The sequence below is a fragment of the Comamonas endophytica genome (genome assembly GCF_023634805.2).
Lineage (GTDB): Bacteria > Pseudomonadota > Gammaproteobacteria > Burkholderiales > Burkholderiaceae_C > Comamonas > Comamonas endophytica.
This window is the reverse complement of the sequence record NZ_CP106881.1, coordinates 3609157-3632762: the sequence shown is the minus strand read 5'-3', so window position 1 is coordinate 3632762 and position 23606 is coordinate 3609157. Positions and strand designations below refer to the sequence as shown.

The following is a 23606-nucleotide window of genomic DNA, read 5'->3' as shown; positions in this document are numbered from 1 at the left end:
TCAGCTGCGGCGCGGCCCGCGCGCCTTGCGCTTGGGCGCCTCGGGGGCGCGCGCCGCCGGGCCCTGGTCGACGGTTTCGGGCGCCAGGCCCATTTCCAGCGCCGCTTCGAGCACGGTCTTGGCGGTGTCGGGCGGGGTGACTTGTGCCAGGTCGACGATGGTCTCGCCGGGCAGCTCGATGATGGTGTCGAGATCCAGCACAGCCGACGCCGCCTTGACCGTGGCCCCCTTGGACGGGGCGTCGTGGCCGATGCCGTCATCGACCGGCGAGGGCGCCTGCACGTTGTGCGCCAGGATGAAATCGCGCACCTGCGGATACACCTTCTCGCGCCAGCGGCGGCCGCTGAAGATGCCATAGTGGCCCGCGCCTTCCACCTCGATATGGTGGCGGTTCTCGGGCGCGATGCCGGTGCACAGCCCGTGCGCCGCGCGCGTCTGGCCGGCGCCGGAGATGTCGTCGAGTTCGCCTTCGATGGTCAGCAGCGCGCTGTGTTCGATGTCCTGTGGACGCACGCGCTCCGGCTTGCCCTCGGGCGATTTGACGTCCCAGGTGCCCTTGACCAGCGAGAAGTCCTGGAACACGGTGTGGATGGTTTCGAGGTAGTAGGGCGCATCCATGTCGAGCACGGCGTTGTACTCGTCGTAGAACTTGCGGTGCGCCTCGGTGCCGGCATCATCGCCCTTGAGCAGGTTCTTGAAGTAATCGTAGTGGCTGGTGGCGTGCCGGTCGGGATTCATCGCCACGAAGCCGGTGTGCTGCAGGAAGCCCGGATACACGCGCCGCCCCGCGCCCGGATAGTTGGACGGCACCTGGTGGATCACATTGTTCTCGAACCAATCGCGGCTGCGGGTCGTGGCCAGGTTGTTCACGGCCGTGGGCGACAGGCGCGCATCGATGGGCCCGCCCATCATGGTCAGCGTGAGCGGCGTGGTCTCGCCGCGGCTGGCCATCAGCGACACTGCCGCCAGCACCGGCACCGTGGGCTGGCAGACGCTCACCACGTGGCAATTGCCGTACTGTCCCTGCAGGTGGCGGATGAAGTCCTGCACGTAGTTGATGTAGTCGTCGAGGTGGAACTCTCCCTGGTCGAGCGGCACCATGCGCGCGTCCTTCCAGTCGGTGATGTACACCTTGTGGTCCGACAGCATGCTGCGCACGGTATCGCGCAGCAGCGTCGCATAGTGGCCCGACAGCGGCGCGACGACCAGCACCGCGGGCTGCGCCAGCATCGTCTGCAGCGTGGCCGCCTCGTCGGTGAAGCGCTTGAAGCGCCGCAGCTCGCAAAACGGCTTGTCGATCTCGACGCGCTCCATGATCGTCACGCCCACGCCTTCGACATCCACCGTGGTGATGCCGAACTGCGGCTTCTCGTAATCCTTGCCCAGCCGGTAGAACAGCTCGAAGCCCGCCGAGATGCGCTGGGACAGCGGCGTCTGGCTGAAGGGCGACAGGGGGTTGCTGTAGAGCTTCGAGGCGGCAAGCGCGAAGTCGGCGAACGGCTCCACGAGGGACCGCTGGGTTTCATACATCTGGTAAAGCATGGGCAAGACCTTTTATGTTGCAGTGCAATATAGCAGTTGTCTGGCATGAGTGCTTGCCTGTGGCGTCAGAGCCAGCACAGTCCTACAAGGGATGGAGTGCCGCATCGGCTCAGTCCTGCACGGAAGGCGCGGTACGCGCCAGCGCCATCACCTCGCGCGCCGGCAGGCCCTTGAGCCGGTGGTCGCTCCAGGCCTGGCGCCAGCGGCGCGCGCCCGGCAGGCCGTGGCGCAGGCCGAGCATGTGGCGCGCGATGCTGTACCAATGGGTGCCATGCTCGCGCGCCTCGCGTTCCATGTACTCGACCATCAGCTCCTCCACGGCTTCGCGCGTCAGCGCGCTCGGGGCCGCGCCGTAGAACTCCTCGTCCCACCCCGCCAGCCACCAGGGATTGTGATAGGCCTCGCGGCCGACCATCACGCCATCGACCACGGCCAGCTGCCCGGCCACTGCCGCGCTGTCCTTGAAGCCGCCGTTGATGGCGATGGTGAGACCCGGAAAATCGCGCTTGAGGCGCGCCACGACCTCGTAGCGCAGCGGCGGCACCTCGCGGTTTTCCTTGGGCGACAGCCCCTTGAGCCAGGCATTGCGCGCATGCACGATGAACACTTCGCAGCCGGCCCCGGCCACGGTGCCGATGAAGTCGCGCACGAAGTCGTAGCTCTCGTCCTTGTCGATGCCGATGCGGTGCTTCACGGTGACGGCAATGTCCACTGCATCGCGCATGGCCTTGACCCCATCGGCCACCAGCGGCGCCTCATTCATCAGGCAGGCGCCAAAGGCGCCGCGCTGCACGCGCTCGCTCGGGCAGCCGCAGTTCAGGTTGATCTCGTCGTAGCCCCAGTGCGCGCCCAGCCGCGCGGCGCGCGCCAGGTCCGCCGGCTCGCTGCCGCCGAGCTGCAGCGCCAGCGGATGTTCCTCGGCATTGAAGCGCAGATGGCGCGGCACGTCGCCATGCAGCAGCGCGCCGGTAGTGACCATCTCGGTATAGAGCAGCGTGTGGCGCGTGAGCAGCCGGTGGAGGTAACGGCAATGCCTGTCGGTCCAGTCCATCATCGGCGCGACGGACATGCGCCAGTTGAGCGCAATGGGTTGATTTTCTTGGGTTTCGTGCGAGTTCATGGGCAATATCCGGGGCCTGTAGCACCGCCTGTGGCACTGCGGTGGTCGACGCCTGGCCCCCCTTGTGGACGTGAGGCAGCGCGGCAGGCAAGGGCGGTATTGTGCACATGGAGACGCAAACCCCGATGCCCAAGGCTTTGACCCTGGCGCGTCGATGGCTGATCGGGCGGCAATTTGCCAGTGGGGCATCGCCGACTTGGCCGGCCCCCAACCCTGCCTCGAGCCCGCATTGCAGCTTTGGCCGCCGGCATGCCGGAGCACTGCGACAATGCTGCCCACTGCCGGTGCGCCGAAATCCACCATCTCGACTGCGAAGTACGCTGACGTCGATGTCGACGGTGCACGTATGGAGGGTGTGTGCGGTGCGCAGGCCAGGGCCGTGGTTACCCGCCCGGGTGCGCAAAGATTTTCATATTCCAAGCGAGTCAAGCTGATGCAAAAATTATCGGATATCGAAGGTTTGATCAGAAAGTCTGGGAATGTCAGCTTTGATGTTGCCGGGACTTCAATTTCCTTTGATTTGAGCAACAGGCATGAGCGTGCCTATGCGGCGCGCTTGCTGCTCGACGTCTGCCATCCGCAGGCGGATATCGATTTGTTCTTGTTTCAGCATTTCCTGAGGCCGTCCGACACCGTGCTCGATGCAGGAGCGAATATCGGGATGACTGCCCTGGAATGCCTTGAAGCCGGAGCCGGGAAAGTGGTTGCGGTCGAAGCACTGCCCGTTTTGTACGAACGCTTGAAAAAGTTGAATCCGCCTGGATTGATTGCAGTCAACAAGGCAATATCCTCCTCCCCAGGCAAGGCTGACTTCTATATATCCACTGCGCACAACCAAGGTTCCAGCCTGAATTCGGAAATGATCGGGATATTTCCGTCGGTATTTGGCGAGGTGGTGAAGAAAACCGAGGTTGAACTCACCACCATCGATGAGCTGGTGGAGAGTTTTGGCGCATTCGACGTGTGGAAACTTGATATCGAGGGCGCGGAGTTGGACGCGGTGAGAGGGGCGCAAAAGACACTCGGGAAGTGTCCGCCGCGCATAGTCATCGTGGAGCTGTACGATGATTTCTATGACGATTTTCGTTCCGGCATGATCGATTCCCATCCTTTTGTGGGCAGGGCATTCCTATCGATCGATGGCTATGAACTGAAAATCTTGCCTCCAGTCAAGGGGTTTCCCGAGGGTTATCACGTCACCAGTCCCATGTACGTGTTCTCGAGGTTTCCCCTCGAATGATCAGCGCGGCACGAATTCGATGCCCGTGCGCCGCACCAGCTCCTCGTAGCTGATCGGCTCGCTGACCTGGCGCCGCGGGGCATTGGGCTGCCAGTGGACCCAGCTTCTGCCGCTGCTCGGGTCATACACCAGCTTGTAGAAGTACTGCGGCACGCGCACCCGTCCTGCCCCGATGGAGGGGGCGGCCTGCGAATACACCGGCCCGGTGAATACATAGACATCGGCCTGGGCACGCCGCACATATCTGCGCGTGTCTTGCTCGATGTCGTTCCAGGCGCCGTTGTTGAGCTCCACATCCTGCGGCGCCATGTTCGCCAGGCTGAAGCTCTGGGCCTTGGCCGCAGCGGTGCCCATGTCGCCTGCGGGAGCCATATGGCCGAGCGAATAGCCCGAATGGCGATAGTCGGCCGCCTCCGCGCGCTCCTCGGCGGGAAGCCGCGCTTCGGCATAGAAATGGTTGCTGCGCCGCAGCCTGCCCGCTTGCTGAAGCACAGACCGGTCCAGATGCTCGGCAACGAAAACCGGGGTCTTGGTCTGCCCGTCGTGCAGGATGGCGAAGCCGTCGAAGCACAGCTCGCGCTGCAGCGGCGCCTTTGGCACGACGGGAGGCAGGCCTGCCGGAAAGAAATGCTTGCATTGCGCGAATTCGGTCCATACGCGCTCTGCAGGCGCCGCGCTGCGCAGCGCACTGGGCGCGTTCAGAGCCAACAGCACCGTGGCAAGAAACGGCCACCATCCGGGGTTGCGGCGCGGGAGCGCGCCGGTAGGGCGGGCCATGGTGCAGCTCCTTGGAGTGGGCGTGGCTCCAATGTGCACCCGGGCCCGCGCGCGCCAAGCCGGGTGCGCGCGGTATGGGATGTAGGCACCGCGGTTGCCGCCCGGGCATTGCGGCCAGCCGGCCCCCTCAGGGATGCACCGCCTCGCCCAGATTGAGCATCAGCCTGTTGGCCCACGCGAAGATCGCCGCTGCATGCAGCGCGTCGAGGATCTCCAGGTGGCTCAGGCCGGCTTCGCGCAGGGCCTGCAGGCGCTGGCCGCTCAGCTGGTTCGGGGCTTCGGTCAGGTCGATGGCGAACTGCACCAGCGCCTTCTCGCGCGCGTTGGTGCCGGCCGTGTGCGGGTTCTCGAAGACCTGGGCGATCACGTCGTTGCGCTTGGCCAGCTGCTCGAAGCGCTGGGCGTGGACCGAAGCGCAGTAGACGCAGCCGTTGATGCGCGAGACCACCGCGCTGACCAGCTCGCGCTCCGCGCGCGACAGCCCACCCGGCGCATACATGATGGCGTTGAAGACCACCGAGCGCTCCTGCAGGATCTGCGGCTGGTGGATCAGCGCCAGGTAATAGTCGCTGGTCTTGGCCGACGGATGGCTGGCTTCGAGAATGGCCAGCTGCTCGGGCGTGGCTTCGTCGAGTTTGACCACCGGCACCCAGGCCTTCCAGCCCAGCGTCTCGCTGGTGAAGCCATTGATGCGCAGGACTTCACCGGGCTTGGGCAGGTGGTGCGGGTGCACGAAGGGCTCGTCAGGGGACGCGGCGGCTGGCGCTGCCAGCAGGTCCTCGCCCAGCGCGTCCAGCGCCTGCAGGCCGGCCACCACGCGGATCTGGTAGCTGAGGAAGGCAATGAGCTGCGCCAGTGCGATGATTTCCGCCGGCTGCAGGCCCGCGGCCAGCAGCGCGTCGATGCTGCTGCGGTCGCCTTCGACGGGCTTGTGTGTCAGCAGCGTGGCAAAGCGCTGTAGCGCGGCTTCGCGCGCTTCGTTCGCGGGCGCGGGCTGCTGCTCCAGCGCCCGGGTGTAATGCTGCAGCAGGGACTGGCTGCCGCTGAGCCGGCAAATGGTCTGCGCAACGCGCAGGCGCTCGCCCAGCGTCAGGCCGGGCAGGGACGGGTCGAAGAGCTGGCGGTAGCTGCCTTGGGTGGCGTCGACGACCTTGTTGCGCTGGTGGCGTATGGCGTGGACGGGGGAGGATGGGTCCAGGTGGGCCAAGGTATCGATGAGGTCGAGGTGCGAGAGGTCAGTCATAACAGAAAAGAGAAATTGCTTGGCTTGAGGTCGGGCCATCCATCCTTCGACAAGCTCAGGACGAACGGAAACACCGCTGGTGGCGGATCAATCCGTTCGTGGTGAGCCTGTCGAACCATGAACGTCCTCGCTATAGGACCGCGATGATCATCCGCAGCGCTCTGCGCGAACGTGGGTTCTGGCTGCATGCGCCGCAGTAGCCCGCGCCAAAAACGCCTGCACCGCCGCCCACGATTCCTCGTTGGCTTGCGCGTTGATCGCCGGAGTGCCCCCCGTGGTGCTCAGCCGCTTCGACACCGGATGGGCATAGACCAGATGGGTGGTGGGCACATACGGGAACAGGATCGCATGCCCCCCGCCCTCCCAGTCGTGGTGTTCGACCGGATAGGGATGGCCGTGCGCGGCCAGGTGCTCCTTGACCATCCTGCCGTAGAGCGAGGAGGGCCAGGAGCCATCGTCGGTGGCCGACAGCAGCAGCAGCGGTCCGTCGATGCGCTCCACGCGGATGCGTGCGCGCTCCACGGCCTCGGGGTCCTGCAGTGCCGTGAGGATGGCGGCGGTATGGCGGCGCGGTTCGGGTCCGTCGTCCCAGGGGGCCCAGGTCGCGGTGCGGTTGCCGCTCCAGACATGGGGCACGGGCTGGCCGCGGAAGATCCATGCCGGGCCTTCGCGGCCGGTGGCGGGATCGCAGGCGTTCTGCGCGCAGTGCACCACGGCCCCGGGCACGTAGCCGATGACGGCCTTGACCAGTTCAGGGAACAGCGAGCCCAGCAGCAGCACCAGCTCGCCGCCGCGCGACTGGCCGCTGAGCGCGACGAAGCCGTCCCGGGGTTGCAGCTCGCGGTGGATCCAGTGCAGCGCGGTCTCGAAGTATTCGAGGTGCGTGTCGGAAATGTAGTCCGAACGGCCCGGGCACTTGAAGTAGCCCACGGCCAGCGCCGCGTAGCCGCGCGAGGCATAGAGCGCGGCGCGCGGCTCGTTGATGCCGCCGCCCGATCCATTGAGCACCATCACCACGGGATGCGGGCCTGGCGTGGCCGGGGTGAACAGCACGGCCGACAGGCCCTCGTCGCGCACCTCGCGGCGCGTGACGCCCTCGGCGGCGAGCTGCTGCACGAAACGGGCGGTGAGCACCGGCCCGTCATCGGACAGCAGTGCGCGCACCTCGGTAAGCAGCGCAGCGGCTGGCTCTGCTGCAAAGGGCTCGGCCGAAGCGTTGGCATCGGCTTTGGTCTGCGACCAGACCAGGCCCATGGCCGATACGCCGCTGTAGCTGCCAGCCACGGGCGCATCCCGCGTGAGATCCACGCAGCCTTCGGCGTCCGCGATGAAGCTGGCCTCGGAAGTCCACTGCACCTGCGGGCCGCGCACGGTGCGCGATTGCAGCGTGACGCGCTGGCCCGGTGGCAGGCCGCGCAGCGCGATGCGCCGCGGCACGTCGATGAGCGCCGTCTGCGGCGTGATCTCGAGTTCGGGATGCATCGTGCAGGCGCCTTACTTGGTGCCCGTGACCTGCAGCGCGGTCGTCCGGTCGCTCAGGATCGGAACGACCTTCAGGCCCTTCTTCGCCGCCCAGATGTTCTTGTAGTGGAACAGCGGGATCTGGCCGACATCGTCCGTGACCAGCTTGGCGGCGTGGCGGAAGATGGCTTCGCGGCGCTTGGCGTCGAACTCGATGGTCGCGGCGTCCAGCGCCTTGTCCACGTTCTCGTTGCTGTAGCGGCCCCAGTTGTTGGCGCCGCGGCCGGCCTTGGCATCGTTGGTCGCGAGGGTCTGCAGCAGGCCGTAGCCGGCCTCGCCCGTGCCGTTGCCCCAGGCAATGACGCTCACGGCGTATTCGTTCTTGCCGGCGCGGCTGGCGTACACCGACCACGGCACCACCTCCAGCTTGGTCTTCACGCCGATGCGCGTCCAGAACTGGGCCACGGCCTGCATGGCTTCGGGGGCCTGCGGATAGCGGTCGCCAGGCACGTGGATGGTCAGCTGGAAGCCCTGCGGGAATCCGGCATCGGCCAGCAGCTTCTTGGCCTTCTCGGCGTCATAGGGCGTGGCGGGGATGTCGGGGTTGTAGCCGAAGGAGCCCTTGGGCATCCACTGATTGGCTTCGGTGGCGGTGCCCTGCAGGATGCGGTCGGTGATCGCCTTGCGGTTGATGGCGATGTTCAGCGCCGAGCGCACGCGCTGGTCGGTCAGCGGGTTCTCGGCGAGGGGCTTGCCGGCGTTGTCGGTGATGAATTCGTTGCTGCCCTTGCGCAGGCTCGGCTGGATCAGCAGCGCGCGCAGGCCGGGATATTCATAGACGCTGACGGAAGAGGTCTTCTTGAGCTTGGCGACGTCGGTCACGGCCACCTTGTCGATCACGTCCACATCGCCGGACAGCAGCGCCGCGGTGCGCGCCGCGCCATTGTTGATGTAGCGGTAGGTGACCTTGTCCCAGGGTTGCTGCGGGCCGTAATACGTGGGGTTGCGCTCCATCACCGTGCGGTCGCCGGGGGTGTACGACACGAACTTGTAGGGGCCGGTGCCGACGCTGGCCTTGCCCGCGTTGTAGTCCTCGCTCTTGGCCGACGCGCCCACGTGCTTGCTCACGATGTAGATCGAGGCGATCTCCAGCGGCAGCATGGGGTTGGCCACGGTGGTCTTGACGATCACGGTATGCGGGTCCTTGGCCGTCGTGGAGGCCACGGTGCGCAGCGCGCCGCGGTAGGAGGCCACCGAGCCGGGCACGTTGCGCGCGCGGTCGAAGGAGAACACGATGTCGTCGGCCGTGAAAGGCTTGCCATCCTGCCACTTGATGTCCTTGCGCAGCTTGAATTCCCAGGTCTTGTCGTCCAGCGTCTTCCAGCTCTCGGCCAGGCCCGGCTCGAGCTTGCCGCCGTCGCGCGAGTTCACCAGCGAGTCGTAGAAGTGCAGGGCCAGCGAGCGGTCGCCGGCGTGGTTGTTGAGCTGCGGATCGGTCGAGGAGATCGGATCGGCGAAGCCGATGCTCAGCTCCTTGGCGCTGGCGCCGGACACGGCAAGCAGGGCGGCCATGGCGATGGCGGAAAGGGAAGCAGTGTGCATGGTGTGCTTTCTGTCAGGGGTGGAAATGGGGTTCAGGCGCCGGGCAGGTCGTTGAGATGGCAGGCACTCTCGTGCGCGATGGCAATGCCCTTGAGCCGCGGCACCTCGACGCTGCAGCGCGGCATCGCGTGCGGGCAGCGCGGGTGGAAGTGGCAGCCGCTGGGCGGCGCCATCGGGCTCGGAATCTCGCCGCGGATGGTCTGGAAGCTGGCGCGGCGATGGTCCAGGCGCGGGATCTCCGCCAGCAGCGCCCGGGTGTAGGGATGCTGCGGGTTGGCAAACAGCTCCTCGACCGGCGCGGTCTCGACGATGCGGCCCAGGTACATCACGGCCACGCGGTCGCACACATGGCGGATCACGCCCAGGTCGTGGCTGATGAAAAGGTAGGCCAGGCCCAACTCGTCGCGCAGATCCATGAACAGGTTCAGGATCTGCGCCTGGATGGAGACGTCGAGCGCGGCCACCGCCTCGTCGCAGACCAGCATCTTCGGCTGCACCGCCAGCGCGCGCGCGATGCCGATGCGCTGGCGCTGGCCGCCGCTGAACTGGTGCGGATAGCGAAAGCGCAGGCGCGGATCGAGCCCGGCGCGCTCGAGCTGCCGACAGACATACTCGTCCTCATGCTCGGCATCGACCAGGCCGTGCAGGCGCGCGGCCTCGCCGACGATGCGGTTGACGCGCAGGCGCGGGTTCAGGCTGGACTGCGGATCCTGGAAGATCATCTGGATGCCCAGGCGCGCCTGCAGCGTTTCCTCGGCGCTGAGTTGCGTGCGGTCCTTGCCCATGACCGCCACGCTGCCGTCGGTAGGGTTCAGAAGGCCAGTGGCAATGCGGCCCAGCGTGGACTTGCCGCAGCCCGATTCGCCGACCAGGCCCACGACCTCGCCAGGGCGCACCTGCAGGTCCACGCCATCGAGCGCATGCGTCACGACGGGGGCTTTTTGCAGGCCGATCTGGCGCATGAAGCGGCCCCAACGTCTGGGCGCGGGCTGCTGGCCGAAGCGTTTGGTGATCCCCTGCAGGTCGAGCAGCGGGGCGGTGTTTGCGGTGTCGCTCATGCGGCGCTCCGGGAAAGTTCAGGGGCGGCCCCGGGGAAGAAGCAGCGCACCGTATGGACGGTGGCCGTGGTGTCGCCCGCGGCCGCGACCGGCTCGAGCGCCGGCGGCTCCTGGCAGCGCGGCTGCGCGCGCGGGCAGCGCGGCGCGAAGGCGCAGCCCGGCGGCAGATCCAGCAGGTTGGGCGCCATGCCCGAGATCTGCTGCAGGCGGCGCTGGCGCTGGTTTGCGCTGGGCAGGCTGCCGATCAGGCCCTGGGTGTAGGGGTGCTGCGGGTTGTCGAGCACGTCATCGACGCTGCCATGCTCGACGATGCGGCCGGCATACATGACGGCGATGTCGTCGGCCAGGCCCGCGACCACCGACAGGTCGTGGCTGATCCAGATCATCGCGGTGCCGGTTTCGCGCACCAGCTGCTGCATCTCCGACAGGATCTGCGCCTGGATGGTCACGTCGAGCGCCGTGGTCGGCTCGTCGGCGATGATCAGCTCCGGGTCGTTGAGCAGCGCGATGGCAATGGCCACGCGCTGGCGCATGCCGCCCGAGAGCTGGTGCGGATAGGCCTTCAGCCGCTCGGCGGGGCTGGGAATGCCCATGCGCGCCAGCGTCTTGCGGCAGTGCTCGAGCGCCTCGAGCTTGCCCATCCTGCGGTGCGCGCGGATGGTCTCCAGCATCTGCACGTCGATGCGCAGCACCGGGTTGAGCGTGGCCATCGGGTCCTGGAAGATCATTGCCATGCGGTTGCCGCGCAGGCTGCGCAGCGCGCGCGCATCGAGCTTTGCCAGATCCTGCCCCTGGAACAGCACCTCGCCCGCGCTGATGCGCCCGGCTGCGTCCAGCAGGCCCATGATGGAGAAGCCGGTGACCGACTTGCCCGAGCCGGACTCGCCGACCAGGCCCAGCACCTTGCCCTTGTGCAGGCGAAAACCCACGCCATTGACGACCGGCAGCACGCCGGCGCGGGTGTCGAACTGGGTGTGCAGGTCCTTGACCTCGAGCACGGGGGCTGCCTCATGGGGCAGCGCGGAAGCGATGGAATCGTGGGACATCGTGCGGGGCATCATTTCTGCAGGCGCGGGTTGAGCACATCGCGCAGTTGGTCGCCCACCAGGTTGATGGCGACGATCGTCAGCAGCAGCGCAACGCCGGGGAAGAAGCTGATCCAGTATTCATTGGACAGCAGATACTGGTAGCCATTGGAGATCAACAGGCCCAGCGAGGGCTCGGTGATCGGCACGCCCAGGCCCAGGAAAGACAGCGTGGCCTCGAGCGTGATGGCGCGCGCCACCTGCAGCGCGGCAATGACCAGCAGCGGCGGCAGGCAATTGGGCAGGATATGGCCCAGAAGGATGCGCCACTGCGCAATGCCCTGGCCGCGCGCGGCATCGACATACTCGCGCCGCGTCTCGACCAGCGCCTGGCCGCGGGCCGTGCGCGCGTAGTAGGCCCATTCGACCAGCACCAGGGTCAGGATCACATTGCCGATGCCCTTGCCCATGTAGGCCAGGATCATCAGCGCCATCAGGATGGTGGGGAAGGACAGCAGCAGGTCGACCACGCGCATGATCAGCGCATCGACGCGGCCGCCCGCATAGGCCGCGATCAGGCCGATGACGGTGCCGACCACGGCAGCGATCGCCGCCGAGCCCACGCCCACCAGCAGGCTGATGCGCAGGCCGTAGACGATGGCCGAGTACAGGTCGCGCCCCTGGCCGTCGGTGCCCAGCCAGTAGGTGTAGCCATGCTCCATGCTCTGGCTGCCCGGCACCAGCCGCGCATCGAGCACATCGAGCTGCATCAGGTCATAGGGGTTCTGCGGCGTGAGGTAGGGCGCGAACAGCGCCATCAGCACCACGAGCAGGAGGATGACCAGGCCGAAGATGGCCGGCTTGGAGCGTAGGAAATCGTGCGCGATCTGGGCCCAGATCGACTGCACCTTGCCCGGGTCGGCGGCCGCACGCGCGGCCAGGGGAGAAGCGGTGGAACGCGGGTTCATTGCGCGGACTCCAGGCGGACACGCGGGTCCAGCAGTTTGTAGAGCAGGTCGACGATCAGGTTGAGCGTCACGAAAATCACCACCACGACCATCAGATAGGCCACCACGACGGGGCGGTCCAGCGAATTGATGCTGTCCAGGATCAGCTTGCCGGCCCCCGGCCAGGCGAAGATCGACTCCGTGACGACGGCATAGGCAATGGTCGAGCCCAGCTCGAGCCCGAGCACCGTGACCAGCGGGATCATGGTGTTGCGCAGCACGTGCATGCACATCACGCGGGTCTCGGACAAGCCCTTGGCGCGCGCGAACTTCACGAAGTCCTGCGGCAGCACCTCGCGCACGCCGGCGCGCGTGAGCCGCAGCACCAGCGAGATCTTGAACAGCGCCAGGTTGAAGGCCGGCAGCAGCAGATGGTGCAGGCCGTCGAGCGTCAGGAAGGACCATTCGATGCCGAACAGCGTGCGCGTGTCGCCGCGGCCGCTCGAAGGCATCCAGCCGAGCTGCACGCTGAACACCATGATCAGCATCAGCGCGACCCAGAAGGCGGGCAGCGAGAAGCCCAGGATCGAGCCGCTGACCAGCAGCTTGGACACCGGGCTCTCGGGCTTCATGCCCGCGTACATGCCCAGCGGCACGCCCAGCACGATGGCCATCAGCATGCCGACGACGGCGAGCTCCAGCGTGGCGGGCAGGCGGTCGAGGATCAGGCCGATGGCCGGCTCGTTGTAGACGAAGCTCGTGCCCAGGTCGCCCCGCAGCGCGTTCGAGAGGAAACTGAAGTACTGCTGCAGCAGCGGCTTGTCCAGACCCAGGTGGGCGATGGCTTCCAGCCGCTCCTGCTGGTTCAGGTCCTCGCCGATGAGGATGTCGATGGGATTGCCGATCGCGTGCAGGCCGGCGAAGACGATGACGGTCATGGCCAGCACCACCAGCGCGGCCTGGCCAATGCGGCGCAGCAGCCAGCCGATCATGCTTGCACCTCTTCATAGGCGGGAAGCGGCGAGTCGCTCCATTCATGGCCCTCGAGCTCGGGCTCGCTGTAGCGCTCCATCGCTGCGTAGTGGTGCGCGATGTCCTCGGCATACAACGACCCGGCCAGGCCCTGCGAGAGGCGGCGCGCGCCATCGCTGATCTGCGGGATGTCGCCCGAGATCGTGCCGAGCGAGAGCGCCGCGGGGTAGCTGAAGCAGTGGATACGGTCCAGCCCGGGGCAGCTGCCCGGCGTCTTTTCCTGGAACTCGAACAGCGCGCCCAGGTCCGGCGACAGGTTCAGTTCGCTGTCTTCCTGGCCGGCTGGCGGCGTGAAGCGATCCTGCCACAGGCGCACGTGGGGGGCGAAGGGCGCGAACTCGGGGCGCAGTTGCCAGTCGGGGCGAAAGCCCGTGCAGAAGACCACGAAGTCGGCCGCGATCGGGCCCTGCGTGGTGTCGATGCGCAACCTGCCATCGGCGCGCACCTGCGCGGCTTCGATGCCGGTGCCCAGATGGAAGAAGGCATTGCGGTGGCGCGACACGCGCAGCGTGCTGCCTTGCGGCGGGGGCACCTGCTGGCGGTTGATGTAGTTGCGCACCTGCCACTTCTGTTCGTCGGTGAGGCGTGCAAAGCCGTGGGCCGCGCCGGGATTGCCTGCGCCCTTGCCCTTGTTCACGGTGGGCAGCTGCTTGCGGCGGATCAGCAGATGCACCGCGGTGGCGCCGTTCTCCAGCGCGGTGGCAGCACTGTCCATGGCGGAGGCACCGCCACCGACCACCACCACGGTCTTGCCCGCGAAGGCATCGTTGGCCCACCGATCGGACGAATGTGCCCAGCGCTCGCGCGGCAACTGGTGCGCGACTTCAGGCACCCAGGGTCCGCCCAGGCCGTCGCGGCCCGTGGCCAGCACCACGTGGCGCGCCAGCACCGTGTAGGGGCGGTCGCCATCCTGCATGTCGACCAGGTCCAGCTGCGCCGTCTGGTCGGCGCGCGGGCGCACGGCCGTCACGCGCTGGCCGTTGTGCAGCACCACGCCGGTGGTCTCGCGGTACCAGCGCAGGTAGTCCATCCACTGCAGGCGTGGGATCTTGTCGAGCCTGGCCCAGGCTTCGTCGCCCCATTGGGCCTCGAACCAGGCACGGAAGGTCAATGCCGCAAAGCCCAGCGCCGGACCCGTGAGTTCCTTGGGCGAGCGCAGGGTCTCCATGCGCGCGGTCGTGGCCCAGGGGCCTTCGTAGCCAGGCGGGCTTTGGTCGAAAATCTCGGCGCGGATGCCGAGGTGGCGCAGCGCCGTGGTCAGCGCCAGACCGCCCATGCCGCCGCCGACGACGGCGACGTCCAGCACGGTCTGGCCATCACGCGTGATCGTGGGGGTCCAGTGCCTGGCGGGCAGGGCCAGCAGCTGCAGGTCGCGCCGATAGCGTTCCTGCAGTGCGTCAAGGTTCGGTGTCAAGGGGGAAAGCAGACTGTTCATGAAGAAGGCGGTGCCTTGCGCCCGGACGGGCCCGGCGCGCTGGTGGGAGGCGATGAAAGAGGGGAAAGGCAGATGCCGGCCATGGCCTGGGCATCGTGCAGCTGGCATTGGTCGAGCGCAGCGGCGTGGTCGCGCAGCGCTTCGAGCAGCTGCAGCGCCGGCGCCGTCAGGTTTTTTCCCTGGGCGCTGATCGCGCCGAAGTGAAACGGGATGCGCACGTCGAGATCGCGGTAGGCCAGGCCGACCAGCGGTGCGCCCAGCAGCGTGATCGGGTCGAGCACGGCGACGCCCAGGCCCGCGCGCACCAGCGCCTGGGCATTCATCGAGGAATTGGTTTCGATCTCGGCCTGCATTGCGCCGGCGCCGGCCTGGCGCAGCGCGGTATCGATATGTTGCTTCAGCCGGTGCGGGTTGTGCATGCCGATCATGCGCTCGCGTGCCAGCGCTTCGATGGGCACGACCTCATGCGCGGCCAGCGGGTGGTTTTCAGGCAGCACGGCCTTGCACGGCACCTCGGCAACCCAGTGCACGCAGATCTGCTGATGGTCCACCGGCAGGCTGCATACACCCAGGTCGGCCATGCCATGCAGCACGTCGCGCACCACCTTTTCCGGACGCACGGACAGCAGCTCGATCTTGCCGGCGGCAAGCAACGGGCGGCAGGCAGCCAGGGCGGGAGCCACCACACCCAGCGACAGCGCAGAAGTGGCGGAAACCAGCAGCGGCGGGCTGGGCACGGGAGCCGCGCGATGCGCATGCTGCTGGATGCGCCGCACGCCATTGACGATGCGCTCCGCTTCCTCATAGAGGACATAGCCCAGCTCGGTCGGCGTCACTTTGGGACCGTGGCGGTGCAGCAGCGCCTGGCCCAGGCCCAATTCCAGCTCCTGGATCTGCCGCGTGATGGCCGGCTGCGAGCGCTCGAGCAGCTTGGCAGCACCTGTGATGCTGCCAATCGTCATGACCGCAACAAAGGCTTCAAGCTGGCGAATGTCCATGCGTGGGATTATGCAAAACGCGAATGATGACGCATTTGGCATGCGCTTGTGAAATATTAAATCCGCATTTGCTTATGAGGGAACGTACATTCGACCCCAACCCGCCGGTCGACCCGCTCGTCCCGAGCTAGTCGCAGGGCATCCTGTCGAAGATGAACGGCCTATCCTCCAGTTCCTGCCATCCGCTGCAGCCACTGCGAAAACAGCTGCACCACGCCCGATGGCGGCTGCGCCGGCGTGATCAGGTAATAGCTGCGCTCCTGGCGCAAGGACAGCGAACAGGCCACGACCAGATCGCCGCGCGCCAGCTCGGCCTCGACCAGCATCGGCGGAATCAGCGCCACGCCCATGCCATGCGTGGCTGCCATGGCCAGCATGGAAAACAGCTCATAGCGCGGGCCGTCGAGCGCGCGTGCCGGCGCGAGCCCCGCCGCCTGGAACCACTGCTGCCAGCCATAGGGCCGGGTGCTCTGCTGCAGCAGCGGCAGCTGGGCAATGGCTGCGGGCGCCGCGGTCTGCCAAGCCCGGCCCAGGCCGCGCGGGGCGGCCTGGGCGAGCAGGGCAGGGCTGCACATCGGCACCACCTGCTCGTCCATCAGCCACTGCGCATGGATGCCTGGCCATTGCGTCACCTGCTCCGGCGTGCCGGCGTAGAGCGCAGCGTCGAAGCCCGTGTCGGCAAAGAGGAAAGGGCGGGTCTGCGTGTCTATATGCACCGTGATGCCCGGGTGCTCCTTGGCCAGCAGCGGCAGGCGCGGCAGCAGCCAGCGCGTGGCAAACGTCGGCACTGCCGCCAGGCTCAGCGCACCGCCTTCGCCCTGGCGCGCCATGATGTCCAGCGTGTCGCGCTCGAGGCCCTGCAGCCAGGCGCGCACCTTGCGCGCATAGCTGGTGCCCGCCGGCGTGAGCTCCATGCCATGGCGCGTACGGCGGAACAGGGCGACTCCCACGAATTCCTCCAGCGCAATGATCTGCCGCGATACCGCGCTCTGCGTCAGCGAAAGCTCCTGCGCCGCGCGCGTATAGCTGCGGTGGCGCGCGCAGGCCTCGAAGCATGCCAGGGCTTGGGTGGAGGGAATGGCGCGGCGCATGGTTCCAGTGCAGATGGGGCAGGTCGCGGGAATTAGGCCATAGAAAGTGGATGGAATGCGGATGGGCCAGGGCAAATGCCTGCCGTGGGGCCATAGCGCGACCGGGCGGCTGTGGCAGCGAATCCAAATGCGGCGGTCCTTGCTGGCCACGGGGTGCAGCCGTCCGATCCTGGCCCTCGGGCACATGCTTTCGTCCAGTCAATTCATCCACATCGGTTCATGGCCAGATTTGAATCCAGCTTACATGAAACAAACATCCAATCTCGAAACTGACCGATCCAGTGGCACCAGTCCACAAGAAAGAAACTTGCCCATCAAAAGGATCGGGCCCTCTGTGCCAGGGCGGTGCGCGCTTCCTCCGTCACGAGGTCGCGCAGGTGCAGCAAGCCGTTGACATTCTTCAGCCCGGCGCGTTCCACGACCTCGGCCAGTGGCATGCCCGCGTTCAGCCAGCGCACGATGGCCGTATTGCGCACGATCTGCGGCCCCAGCCGTGCCGGCGTGGGCAGGCCCGCCGAGCGGGCCGCTTCGGCCAGGGTCTTGGTCACCAGATGCAGCAACGTGTGGTTGGAAAGCGTGCGCGACTTGCGCGAGCAGAACAGCGAGGGCTCGCCCTGCATGGCAGGGTACTGCGCGCGCGCGCGCAGCCAGTGCGCCAGGCCTTGCGCCAGGGCAATGCTCACCGACAGCTTGCGCTGCTGGTTGTCGCGCTGGCCCTCCACATGCACGCCGATGATCTGCTTTTCGCCGCTGCCTTCGAGCGGCTCGCTGTAGAGGATATTGTCCACGCGCAGCATGCGCAGTTCCTCGGGCGCCAGGCCCAGCTCGAACAGCAGCATCAGCACCGCGCGGTCGCGCGCGCCCACCAGATCATCGCCCGCTGGGATCTGGGCGATACCCGCCTGCCACATCGCTTCGGACAGGATCGCGCCCTTGGGATCCTCACTGGGCGGGCGCTCGCCGCGCGCCACCGCATGCACCGGGTTGACCTCGATCCAGCCATTGAGCAGGGCATGGTCATAAACGCGGTCCAGCACGCGCCAATAGCGCCGGCGGGTGATGTCGCTGACCTTGCGACCCTTGACGGTCTGGGGAATGTGGTTGATGAAATGCAGCACCTGCACCGCGCTGGCGTCGTGCCATGCCACCGGCGGCACCAGCTGGCCCGCCAGGTATTTGCTCCATGCGCCCCAGATGAAGCGGTAGGGCTTGGCAGCCTCCGCCGTCAGCGGCGTCCAGGCATCGTTGCCGCGCGCCGCCAGCCAATGGTCGAACAGTGCCTCGGCATGGGGCACAGTGGCGGTATCGGGCGTGGATTCAGGGTGGGCGGCAGTGGGCATGGTGCGAAGATAACTTGAAAACACGGCGTGGCACCGGATGTCTTCCCGCGAAACCGCAAAGCGGCCTCGGGGCCCGAGGATTGACCGTGCGTGGCGGGCCCATCGAGCCATGAACAGGCCCTTGGTTTGCTCAAGGCACCGCCGCCACCAGCCCGTTGGCAAAGTGCTGCTGCATCGCCGCACGCGCGCCTTCGGGCGAGCGCTCGAGCAGCGCCTGCATGATCAGCGCGTGTTCCTGGAACGATTCGTCGATGCGCCCCTGGCGGAACAGCGACTTGTGCCGGTTGAGCTTCATGACCTTGCGCAGATCGGCCACCACCTGGTCGCACCAGCGGTTGTTGGCCAGCGTCAGCAGGCGTGTGTGAAAGCGCTCGTTGATGGCGAAGAACAGCTGGGCGTCGCCCCGCTGCGCCGCCAGATCGTCGTGCAGGGCCTTCAGCGAGGCCAGTTCCTCATCGCTGGCCGATGCCGCCACGGCCGCGGCGGCATCGCTTTCGAGCAGTGCCAGCAGGTGGTAGACATCGCGCACGTCCTTGGCCGAAACTTCGGTCACGTAGGCGCCGCGCCGCACCTTCATGGTGACCAGGCCCTCGGCCGCGAGGACCTTCAGCGCCTCGCGCAGCGGCGTGCGGCTGATGCCAAGCTCCTCGGCGATCTTGAGCTCGTCGATCCAGGTGCCGGGCTCGAGCACATGCTGGAAAATGCGTTGGCGCAGCTGCTCGGCCACCTGTTGGTAGAGCGCGGAAGGGGCTAGGGTAATCACTGACATGAATCTTGGATTGTAGTCTGGATTATTTTGAATCAATAATTATGAATCATGTACACTGATTTGGTCACAACCTACCGTGGTCTCACCGATGGACAAGCCTACCGATATGCGCCAAAGCGCGCCGAACGCTGCTGAACCGGAATTTGCCCCAGCCGATCTGAATGCCTGGGCCAAGGCCGCAGCCAAGTCGGCCCCCGGTGGCGATATGCAGGCCCTGAACTGGATCACTCCCGACGGCATCACCGTCAAGCCCCTTTATACCGCCGCCGACACCGCGCAGCTGCCCCATGCCGATACGCTGCCCGGCTTCGAGCCCTATGTGCGCGGCCCGCAGGCCACGATGTATGCGGTGCGGCCCTGGACCATCCGCCAGTACGCGGGCTTCTCGACGGCCGAGGAATCCAATGCCTTCTACCGCAAGGCGCTGGCGGCGGGCGGGCAGGGGGTGTCGGTGGCATTCGATCTGGCAACGCACCGCGGCTATGACTCCGACCATCCGCGTGTCACCGGCGACGTCGGCAAGGCCGGAGTGGCCATCGACTCGGTCGAGGACATGAAGGTCCTGTTCGACCAGATCCCGCTCGACAAGGTGTCGGTCTCGATGACCATGAACGGCGCGGTGCTGCCGGTGCTCGCCGGCTATGTCGTGGCCGCCGAGGAGCAGGGCGTGCGCCAGGATCAGCTCTCGGGCACGATCCAGAACGACATCCTCAAAGAGTTCATGGTGCGCAACACCTATATCTACCCGCCCAAGCCATCGATGCGCATCATCGGCGACATCATCGAGTACACGAGTCTGAACATGCCCAAGTTCAACTCGATCTCGATCTCCGGCTACCACATGCAGGAAGCCGGCGCCAACCAGGCGCTCGAGCTGGCCTTCACGCTGGCCGACGGCAAGGAATATGTGAAGACCGCCACCTCCAAGGGCATGGATGTCGATGCGTTCGCCGGCCGCCTGTCCTTCTTCTGGGCGATCGGCATGAATTTCTACCTCGAGATCGCCAAGATGCGCGCCGCGCGGCTGCTGTGGTGCCGCATCATGAAGGAGTTCGGCGCGAAGAACCCCAAGAGCCTGATGCTGCGCACGCATTGCCAGACCTCGGGCTGGTCGCTGACCGAGCAGGACCCCTACAACAACGTGGTGCGCACCACCATCGAGGCGATGGCGGCGGTGTTCGGCGGCACCCAGTCGCTGCACACCAACAGCTTCGACGAAGCCATTGCGCTGCCCACTGAATTCTCGGCCCGCATCGCGCGCAATACCCAGCTGATCATCCAGGAAGAAACGCATATTCCCAGCGTCATCGACCCCTGGGCCGGCTCCTACATGATGGAGAAGCTCACCCAGGACATGGCCGACGCGGCCTGGGCGATCATCGAGGAGGTCGAGGCCATGGGCGGCATGACCCAGGCGGTGGACAGCGGCTGGGCCAAGCTCAAGATCGAGGCTGCCGCGGCAGAGAAGCAGGCGCGCATCGATTCGGGCAAGGACGTGATCGTCGGCGTCAACAAATACAAGCTGGCCAAGGAAGATCCGATCGACATTCTCGAGATAGACAACGTCAAGGTGCGCGACGGCCAGATCGAGCGGCTGAAGAAAATCCGCGCCGAGCGCGATGCAGCCAAGGTGCAGCAGGCGCTCGACGCGCTCACGGCCGCGGCCGAAAGCGGCGAAGGCAACCTGCTGGACCTGTCGATCCAGGCGGTGCGCCTGCGCGCCACCGTGGGCGAGGTCAGCGATGCGCTGGAGAAGGTCTACAGCCGCCACCGCGCCGATACGCAGAAGGTGACCGGCGTCTACGCCGCGGCCTATGACTCGGCCGAAGGCTGGGACAAGCTCAAGACCGAAATCAACGCACTTTCCGAAGAGCTGGGCCGGCGTCCGCGCGTCATGATCGCCAAGCTGGGCCAGGACGGGCACGACCGCGGCGCCAAGGTCGTGGCCACGGCCTTTGCCGATCTGGGCTTCGACGTGGACATGGGCCCGCTGTTCCAGACCCCCGAGGAATGCGCGCGCCAGGCCATCGAGAACGACGTGCATGCGGTGGGCGTCTCCACGCTGGCCGCGGGCCACAAGACCCTGGTGCCGGCGATCATCGCGGAGCTGAAGAAGCAGGGCGCCGACGACATCATCGTGTTCGTCGGCGGCGTGGTGCCCGCGCAGGACTATGAATTCCTCTACCAGGCGGGCGTCAAGGGGGTGTACGGCCCGGGCACGCCGATCCCGGCCAGCGCCAAGGACGTTCTCGAGCAGATCCGCCAGGCCGCCGCGCTCTGACAACGGCATGACTCCATCCGAACTGCTCGATGGCATCCTGCATGGCGGGCCGGCGCAGCAGCGCCGCGCCATGGCCAAGGCCATCACGCTGCTGGAATCCACGCGCGCCGACCACCGCGCCCAGGCCGACGCCCTGCTCACCGAGCTGCTGCCGCACACCGGCAAGGCCTTCAGGCTGGGCATCAGCGGCGTGCCGGGCGTGGGCAAGTCCACCTTCATCGAGACTCTGGGGCTGTATCTGATCGGGCTGGGCCACCGCGTGGCGGTGCTGGCGATCGACCCGTCCTCCACCGTCTCGGGCGGCTCGATACTGGGCGACAAGACGCGCATGGAGCATCTGTCGGTCAACCCCCAGGCCTATATCCGGCCCAGCCCCTCGAGCGGCACGCTGGGCGGCGTGGCCGAGAAGACACGCGAGGCGATGCTGGTCTGCGAAGCCGCGGCCTACGACGTGGTGATCGTCGAGACCGTGGGCGTGGGCCAGAGCGAGACCGCCGTGAACGGCATGACCGACATGTTCGTGCTGCTGCAGCTGCCCAATGCGGGCGACGACCTGCAGGCCATCAAGAAGGGCGTGATGGAGCTGGCCGATCTGGTCGTCATCAACAAGGCCGACATCGACCGCAACGCCGCGACGCGCGCCGAGGCGCAGATCACCTCGAGCCTGCGCCTGCTGGGCATGCACGGCAACCCCGACCATGCCACGCACGGCGCGCTGTGGCAGCCGCGCGTGCTGCAGATCAGCGCGCTGCTGGGCCAGGGCGTCGAGGCGTTCTGGCAGGCGGTGGGCCAGTTCCGCGACTTGCAGACCGCCAACGGCCGGCTGGCGGCGCGGCGCGAAAAACAATCGCTGGCATGGATGTGGGAGCGCATCGATGCCGGGCTGAAGCAGGCGTTTCGCCAGCATCCGCAGGTGCAGGCCTTGCTGCCGCAGATGCTGGAAGCCGTGGGCCAGGGCCGATTGCCGGCCTCGGCCGCGGCGCGCAGCCTGCTGGCGGCGCAGTCGCAGCCGCCTGTGCCACCATAGACACCGATACGCAGGCTTTTTCCTTGTTTCCCAGAAGTGCGCGCACCCTCGGGCCGGCGCAGACCCAGAAAGAAAGACAGGCACCATGCAGGACATTCTCGAGCGACTTGAACAGCAGCGTGAACGCGCGCGACTCGGCGGGGGCCAAAAGCGCATCGACGCGCAGCACAAAAAGGGCAAGCTGACGGCACGCGAGCGCATCGAGCTGCTGCTCGACGACGGCACCTTCGAGGAATGGGACATGTTCGTCGAACACCGCTGCACCGACTTCGGCATGCAGGACAACAAGATCCCGGGCGATGGCGTCGTGACCGGCTACGGCATGATCAACGGCCGGCTGGTGTTCGTCTTCAGCCAGGACTTCACGGTGTTCGGCGGCGCCCTGAGCGAAACCCACGCCGAGAAGATCTGCAAGGTCATGGACCAGGCCATGAAGGTCGGCGCGCCGGTCATCGGCCTCAACGACTCGGGCGGCGCGCGCATCCAGGAGGGCGTGGCCAGCCTGGGCGGCTATGCCGATGTGTTCCAGAAGAACGTGCTGGCCAGCGGCGTGGTGCCGCAGATCAGCATGATCATGGGCCCCTGCGCCGGCGGCGCGGTGTATTCGCCGGCGATGACCGACTTCATCTTCATGGTCAAGGACTCGTCGTACATGTTCGTCACGGGCCCCGAAGTGGTCAAGACCGTGACGCACGAGGAAGTGACGGCCGAGGAGCTCGGCGGCGCCATCACCCACACCACGCGCAGCGGCGTGGCCGACATGGCCTTCGACAACGACGTGGAGGCGCTGATGATGCTGCGCCGCCTCTACAACTACCTGCCGCTGAACAACCGCGAGAAGGCTCCGCTGCGCGCCACCACCGACCCCTCGGACCGTGCCGACCTGTCGCTCGACACGCTGGTGCCAGAGAACCCGAACAAGCCCTACGACATGAAGGAGCTGATCGCCAAGACCGTGGACGATGGCGACTTCTTCGAGCTGCAGCCCGACTACGCGAAGAACATCCTGATCGGCTTTGCGCGCATGGCCGGCCAGACGGTGGGCATCGTGGCGAATCAGCCGCTGGTGCTTGCCGGCTGCCTGGACATCAAGAGCTCGATCAAGGCGGCGCGCTTCGTGCGCTTCTGCGATGCGTTCAACATCCCGGTGCTGACCTTTGTCGACGTGCCCGGCTTCATGCCCGGCACCAGCCAGGAGTACGGCGGCATCATCAAGCATGGCGCCAAGCTGCTGTATGCGTATGCCGAGGCGACGGTGCCCAAGATCACCATCATCACGCGCAAGGCCTACGGCGGCGCGTACGACGTGATGGCCTCGAAGCACCTGCGCGGCGACGTGAACCTGGCCTGGCCGCAGGCCGAGATCGCCGTCATGGGCGCCAAGGGCGCCGTGGAGATCATCTTCCGCGAGGACAAGAACGACCCTGAAAAACTCGCCGCGCGCGAAGCCGAATACAAGGCGCGCTTCGCCAACCCGTTCGTCGCCGGCGCGCGCGGCTTCATCGACGACGTGATCCTGCCGCACGAAACGCGCAAGCGCATCTGCCGCAGCCTGACGATGCTGCAGAACAAGCAGCTCGAGAACCCGTGGCGCAAGCACGGCAACATCCCGCTCTGA

Annotated in this window: 19 protein-coding genes; 4 read left to right on the top strand and 15 right to left on the bottom strand. The window is 66.6% G+C overall.

Annotation, left to right across the window (positions count from 1 at the left end):
- Complete coding sequence (locus M9799_RS16535; protein WP_231042404.1) at positions 1-1542, bottom strand: polyhydroxyalkanoate depolymerase; 1542 nt, start codon at positions 1540-1542, stop codon at positions 1-3.
- 109 nt (positions 1543-1651) lie between these two features.
- A complete protein-coding gene (gene dusA / locus M9799_RS16530; RefSeq protein WP_231042706.1) occupies positions 1652-2611 on the bottom strand; it encodes a tRNA dihydrouridine(20/20a) synthase DusA in 960 nt (319 codons plus the stop codon).
- 319 nt (positions 2612-2930) lie between these two features.
- On the opposite strand from dusA, the gene M9799_RS16525 reads away from it, so the two are divergent.
- Positions 2931-3902, top strand: a complete 972-nt coding sequence (locus M9799_RS16525; protein ID WP_231042403.1) for an FkbM family methyltransferase — start codon at positions 2931-2933, stop codon at positions 3900-3902.
- Here M9799_RS16525 and M9799_RS16520 read toward each other — a convergent pair whose 3' ends face one another.
- The 13 genes from M9799_RS16520 to M9799_RS16460 form a co-directional block, all read right to left on the bottom strand.
- Complete coding sequence (locus tag M9799_RS16520; protein WP_231042402.1) at positions 3903-4679, bottom strand: DNA/RNA non-specific endonuclease; 777 nt, start codon at positions 4677-4679, stop codon at positions 3903-3905.
- Positions 4680-4806: 127 nt separating this feature from the next.
- Entirely contained in the window at positions 4807-5922 is a 1116-nt protein-coding gene (locus tag M9799_RS16515) for a CMD domain-containing protein (RefSeq protein ID WP_231042401.1), read from the bottom strand.
- A 147-nt stretch (positions 5923-6069) separates the two neighbouring features.
- Positions 6070-7404, bottom strand: coding sequence for an acyl-CoA thioesterase/bile acid-CoA:amino acid N-acyltransferase family protein (locus M9799_RS16510; protein ID WP_231042400.1), 1335 nt, complete (start codon positions 7402-7404; stop codon positions 6070-6072).
- Between the two features lie 12 nt (positions 7405-7416).
- The gene (locus tag M9799_RS16505; protein WP_231042399.1) at positions 7417-8985 is read right to left on the bottom strand and encodes an ABC transporter substrate-binding protein; all 1569 of its coding nucleotides are present in this window, start codon (positions 8983-8985) and stop codon (positions 7417-7419) included.
- Positions 8986-9017: 32 nt separating this feature from the next.
- On the bottom strand, positions 9018-10043 hold the full coding sequence (locus tag M9799_RS16500; RefSeq protein ID WP_231042398.1) for an ABC transporter ATP-binding protein: 1026 nt from the start codon (positions 10041-10043) through the stop codon (positions 9018-9020).
- Entirely contained in the window at positions 10040-11089 is a 1050-nt protein-coding gene (locus M9799_RS16495) for an ABC transporter ATP-binding protein (RefSeq protein WP_231042397.1), read from the bottom strand. Before M9799_RS16495 ends, M9799_RS16500 begins: the two co-directional genes overlap by 4 nt.
- Positions 11090-11100: 11 nt before the next feature.
- Positions 11101-12036, bottom strand: a complete 936-nt coding sequence (locus M9799_RS16490; RefSeq protein ID WP_231042396.1) for an ABC transporter permease — start codon at positions 12034-12036, stop codon at positions 11101-11103.
- Positions 12033-13007, bottom strand: coding sequence for an ABC transporter permease (locus tag M9799_RS16485; RefSeq protein WP_231042395.1), 975 nt, complete (start codon positions 13005-13007; stop codon positions 12033-12035). Before M9799_RS16485 ends, M9799_RS16490 begins: the two co-directional genes overlap by 4 nt.
- Positions 13004-14482, bottom strand: coding sequence for a flavin-containing monooxygenase (locus M9799_RS16480; RefSeq protein ID WP_231042394.1), 1479 nt, complete (start codon positions 14480-14482; stop codon positions 13004-13006). Before M9799_RS16480 ends, M9799_RS16485 begins: the two co-directional genes overlap by 4 nt.
- Positions 14479-15444 carry a LysR family transcriptional regulator gene (locus tag M9799_RS16475; RefSeq protein WP_422692625.1) on the bottom strand — a complete coding sequence of 322 codons (966 nt, stop codon included), beginning with the start codon at positions 15442-15444 and terminating at the stop codon, positions 14479-14481. The genes M9799_RS16480 and M9799_RS16475 overlap by 4 nt, the downstream gene beginning before the upstream one ends.
- 197 nt (positions 15445-15641) lie before the next feature.
- Complete coding sequence (locus M9799_RS16470) at positions 15642-16571, bottom strand: LysR substrate-binding domain-containing protein (protein ID WP_231042392.1); 930 nt, start codon at positions 16569-16571, stop codon at positions 15642-15644.
- A 314-nt stretch (positions 16572-16885) separates the two neighbouring features.
- On the bottom strand, positions 16886-17911 hold the full coding sequence (locus M9799_RS16465; RefSeq protein WP_231042391.1) for a tyrosine-type recombinase/integrase: 1026 nt from the start codon (positions 17909-17911) through the stop codon (positions 16886-16888).
- Between the two features lie 130 nt (positions 17912-18041).
- Positions 18042-18680 carry a GntR family transcriptional regulator gene (locus M9799_RS16460; RefSeq protein WP_231042390.1) on the bottom strand — a complete coding sequence of 213 codons (639 nt, stop codon included), beginning with the start codon at positions 18678-18680 and terminating at the stop codon, positions 18042-18044.
- A gap of 88 nt (positions 18681-18768) precedes the next feature.
- Between M9799_RS16460 and scpA the strand changes: the two genes are divergently transcribed.
- From scpA to M9799_RS16445, 3 genes are all read left to right on the top strand, one after another.
- Positions 18769-20961: a methylmalonyl-CoA mutase gene (gene scpA, locus M9799_RS16455; protein WP_422688663.1), complete on the top strand. Its 2193-nt coding sequence runs from the start codon at positions 18769-18771 to the stop codon at positions 20959-20961.
- 7 nt (positions 20962-20968) lie between these two features.
- Positions 20969-21988 carry a methylmalonyl Co-A mutase-associated GTPase MeaB gene (meaB, locus tag M9799_RS16450; RefSeq protein WP_231042389.1) on the top strand — a complete coding sequence of 340 codons (1020 nt, stop codon included), beginning with the start codon at positions 20969-20971 and terminating at the stop codon, positions 21986-21988.
- Positions 21989-22073: 85 nt separating this feature from the next.
- A complete protein-coding gene (locus M9799_RS16445; protein ID WP_231042388.1) occupies positions 22074-23606 on the top strand; it encodes an acyl-CoA carboxylase subunit beta in 1533 nt (510 codons plus the stop codon).

Excerpts from the sequence above, each read along its gene's own strand:
- M9799_RS16535 (WP_231042404.1), bottom strand. The coding sequence starts at position 1,542 with ATGCTTTACCAGATGTATGAAACCCAGCGGTCCCTCGTGGAGCCGTTC.
- dusA (WP_231042706.1), bottom strand. The coding sequence starts at position 2,611 with ATGTCCGTCGCGCCGATGATGGACTGGACCGACAGGCATTGCCGTTAC.
- M9799_RS16525 (WP_231042403.1), top strand. The coding sequence starts at position 2,931 with ATGCTGCCCACTGCCGGTGCGCCGAAATCCACCATCTCGACTGCGAAG.
- M9799_RS16520 (WP_231042402.1), bottom strand. The coding sequence starts at position 4,679 with ATGGCCCGCCCTACCGGCGCGCTCCCGCGCCGCAACCCCGGATGGTGG.
- M9799_RS16515 (WP_231042401.1), bottom strand. The coding sequence starts at position 5,922 with ATGACTGACCTCTCGCACCTCGACCTCATCGATACCTTGGCCCACCTG.
- M9799_RS16510 (WP_231042400.1), bottom strand. The coding sequence starts at position 7,404 with ATGCATCCCGAACTCGAGATCACGCCGCAGACGGCGCTCATCGACGTG.
- M9799_RS16505 (WP_231042399.1), bottom strand. The coding sequence starts at position 8,985 with ATGCACACTGCTTCCCTTTCCGCCATCGCCATGGCCGCCCTGCTTGCC.
- M9799_RS16500 (WP_231042398.1), bottom strand. The coding sequence starts at position 10,043 with ATGAGCGACACCGCAAACACCGCCCCGCTGCTCGACCTGCAGGGGATC.
- M9799_RS16495 (WP_231042397.1), bottom strand. The coding sequence starts at position 11,089 with ATGTCCCACGATTCCATCGCTTCCGCGCTGCCCCATGAGGCAGCCCCC.
- M9799_RS16490 (WP_231042396.1), bottom strand. The coding sequence starts at position 12,036 with ATGAACCCGCGTTCCACCGCTTCTCCCCTGGCCGCGCGTGCGGCCGCC.
- M9799_RS16485 (WP_231042395.1), bottom strand. The coding sequence starts at position 13,007 with ATGATCGGCTGGCTGCTGCGCCGCATTGGCCAGGCCGCGCTGGTGGTG.
- M9799_RS16480 (WP_231042394.1), bottom strand. The coding sequence starts at position 14,482 with ATGAACAGTCTGCTTTCCCCCTTGACACCGAACCTTGACGCACTGCAG.
- M9799_RS16475 (WP_422692625.1), bottom strand. The coding sequence starts at position 15,444 with ATGACGATTGGCAGCATCACAGGTGCTGCCAAGCTGCTCGAGCGCTCG.
- M9799_RS16470 (WP_231042392.1), bottom strand. The coding sequence starts at position 16,571 with ATGCGCCGCGCCATTCCCTCCACCCAAGCCCTGGCATGCTTCGAGGCC.
- M9799_RS16465 (WP_231042391.1), bottom strand. The coding sequence starts at position 17,911 with ATGCCCACTGCCGCCCACCCTGAATCCACGCCCGATACCGCCACTGTG.
- M9799_RS16460 (WP_231042390.1), bottom strand. The coding sequence starts at position 18,680 with ATGTCAGTGATTACCCTAGCCCCTTCCGCGCTCTACCAACAGGTGGCC.
- scpA (WP_422688663.1), top strand. The coding sequence starts at position 18,769 with ATGGACAAGCCTACCGATATGCGCCAAAGCGCGCCGAACGCTGCTGAA.
- meaB (WP_231042389.1), top strand. The coding sequence starts at position 20,969 with ATGACTCCATCCGAACTGCTCGATGGCATCCTGCATGGCGGGCCGGCG.
- M9799_RS16445 (WP_231042388.1), top strand. The coding sequence starts at position 22,074 with ATGCAGGACATTCTCGAGCGACTTGAACAGCAGCGTGAACGCGCGCGA.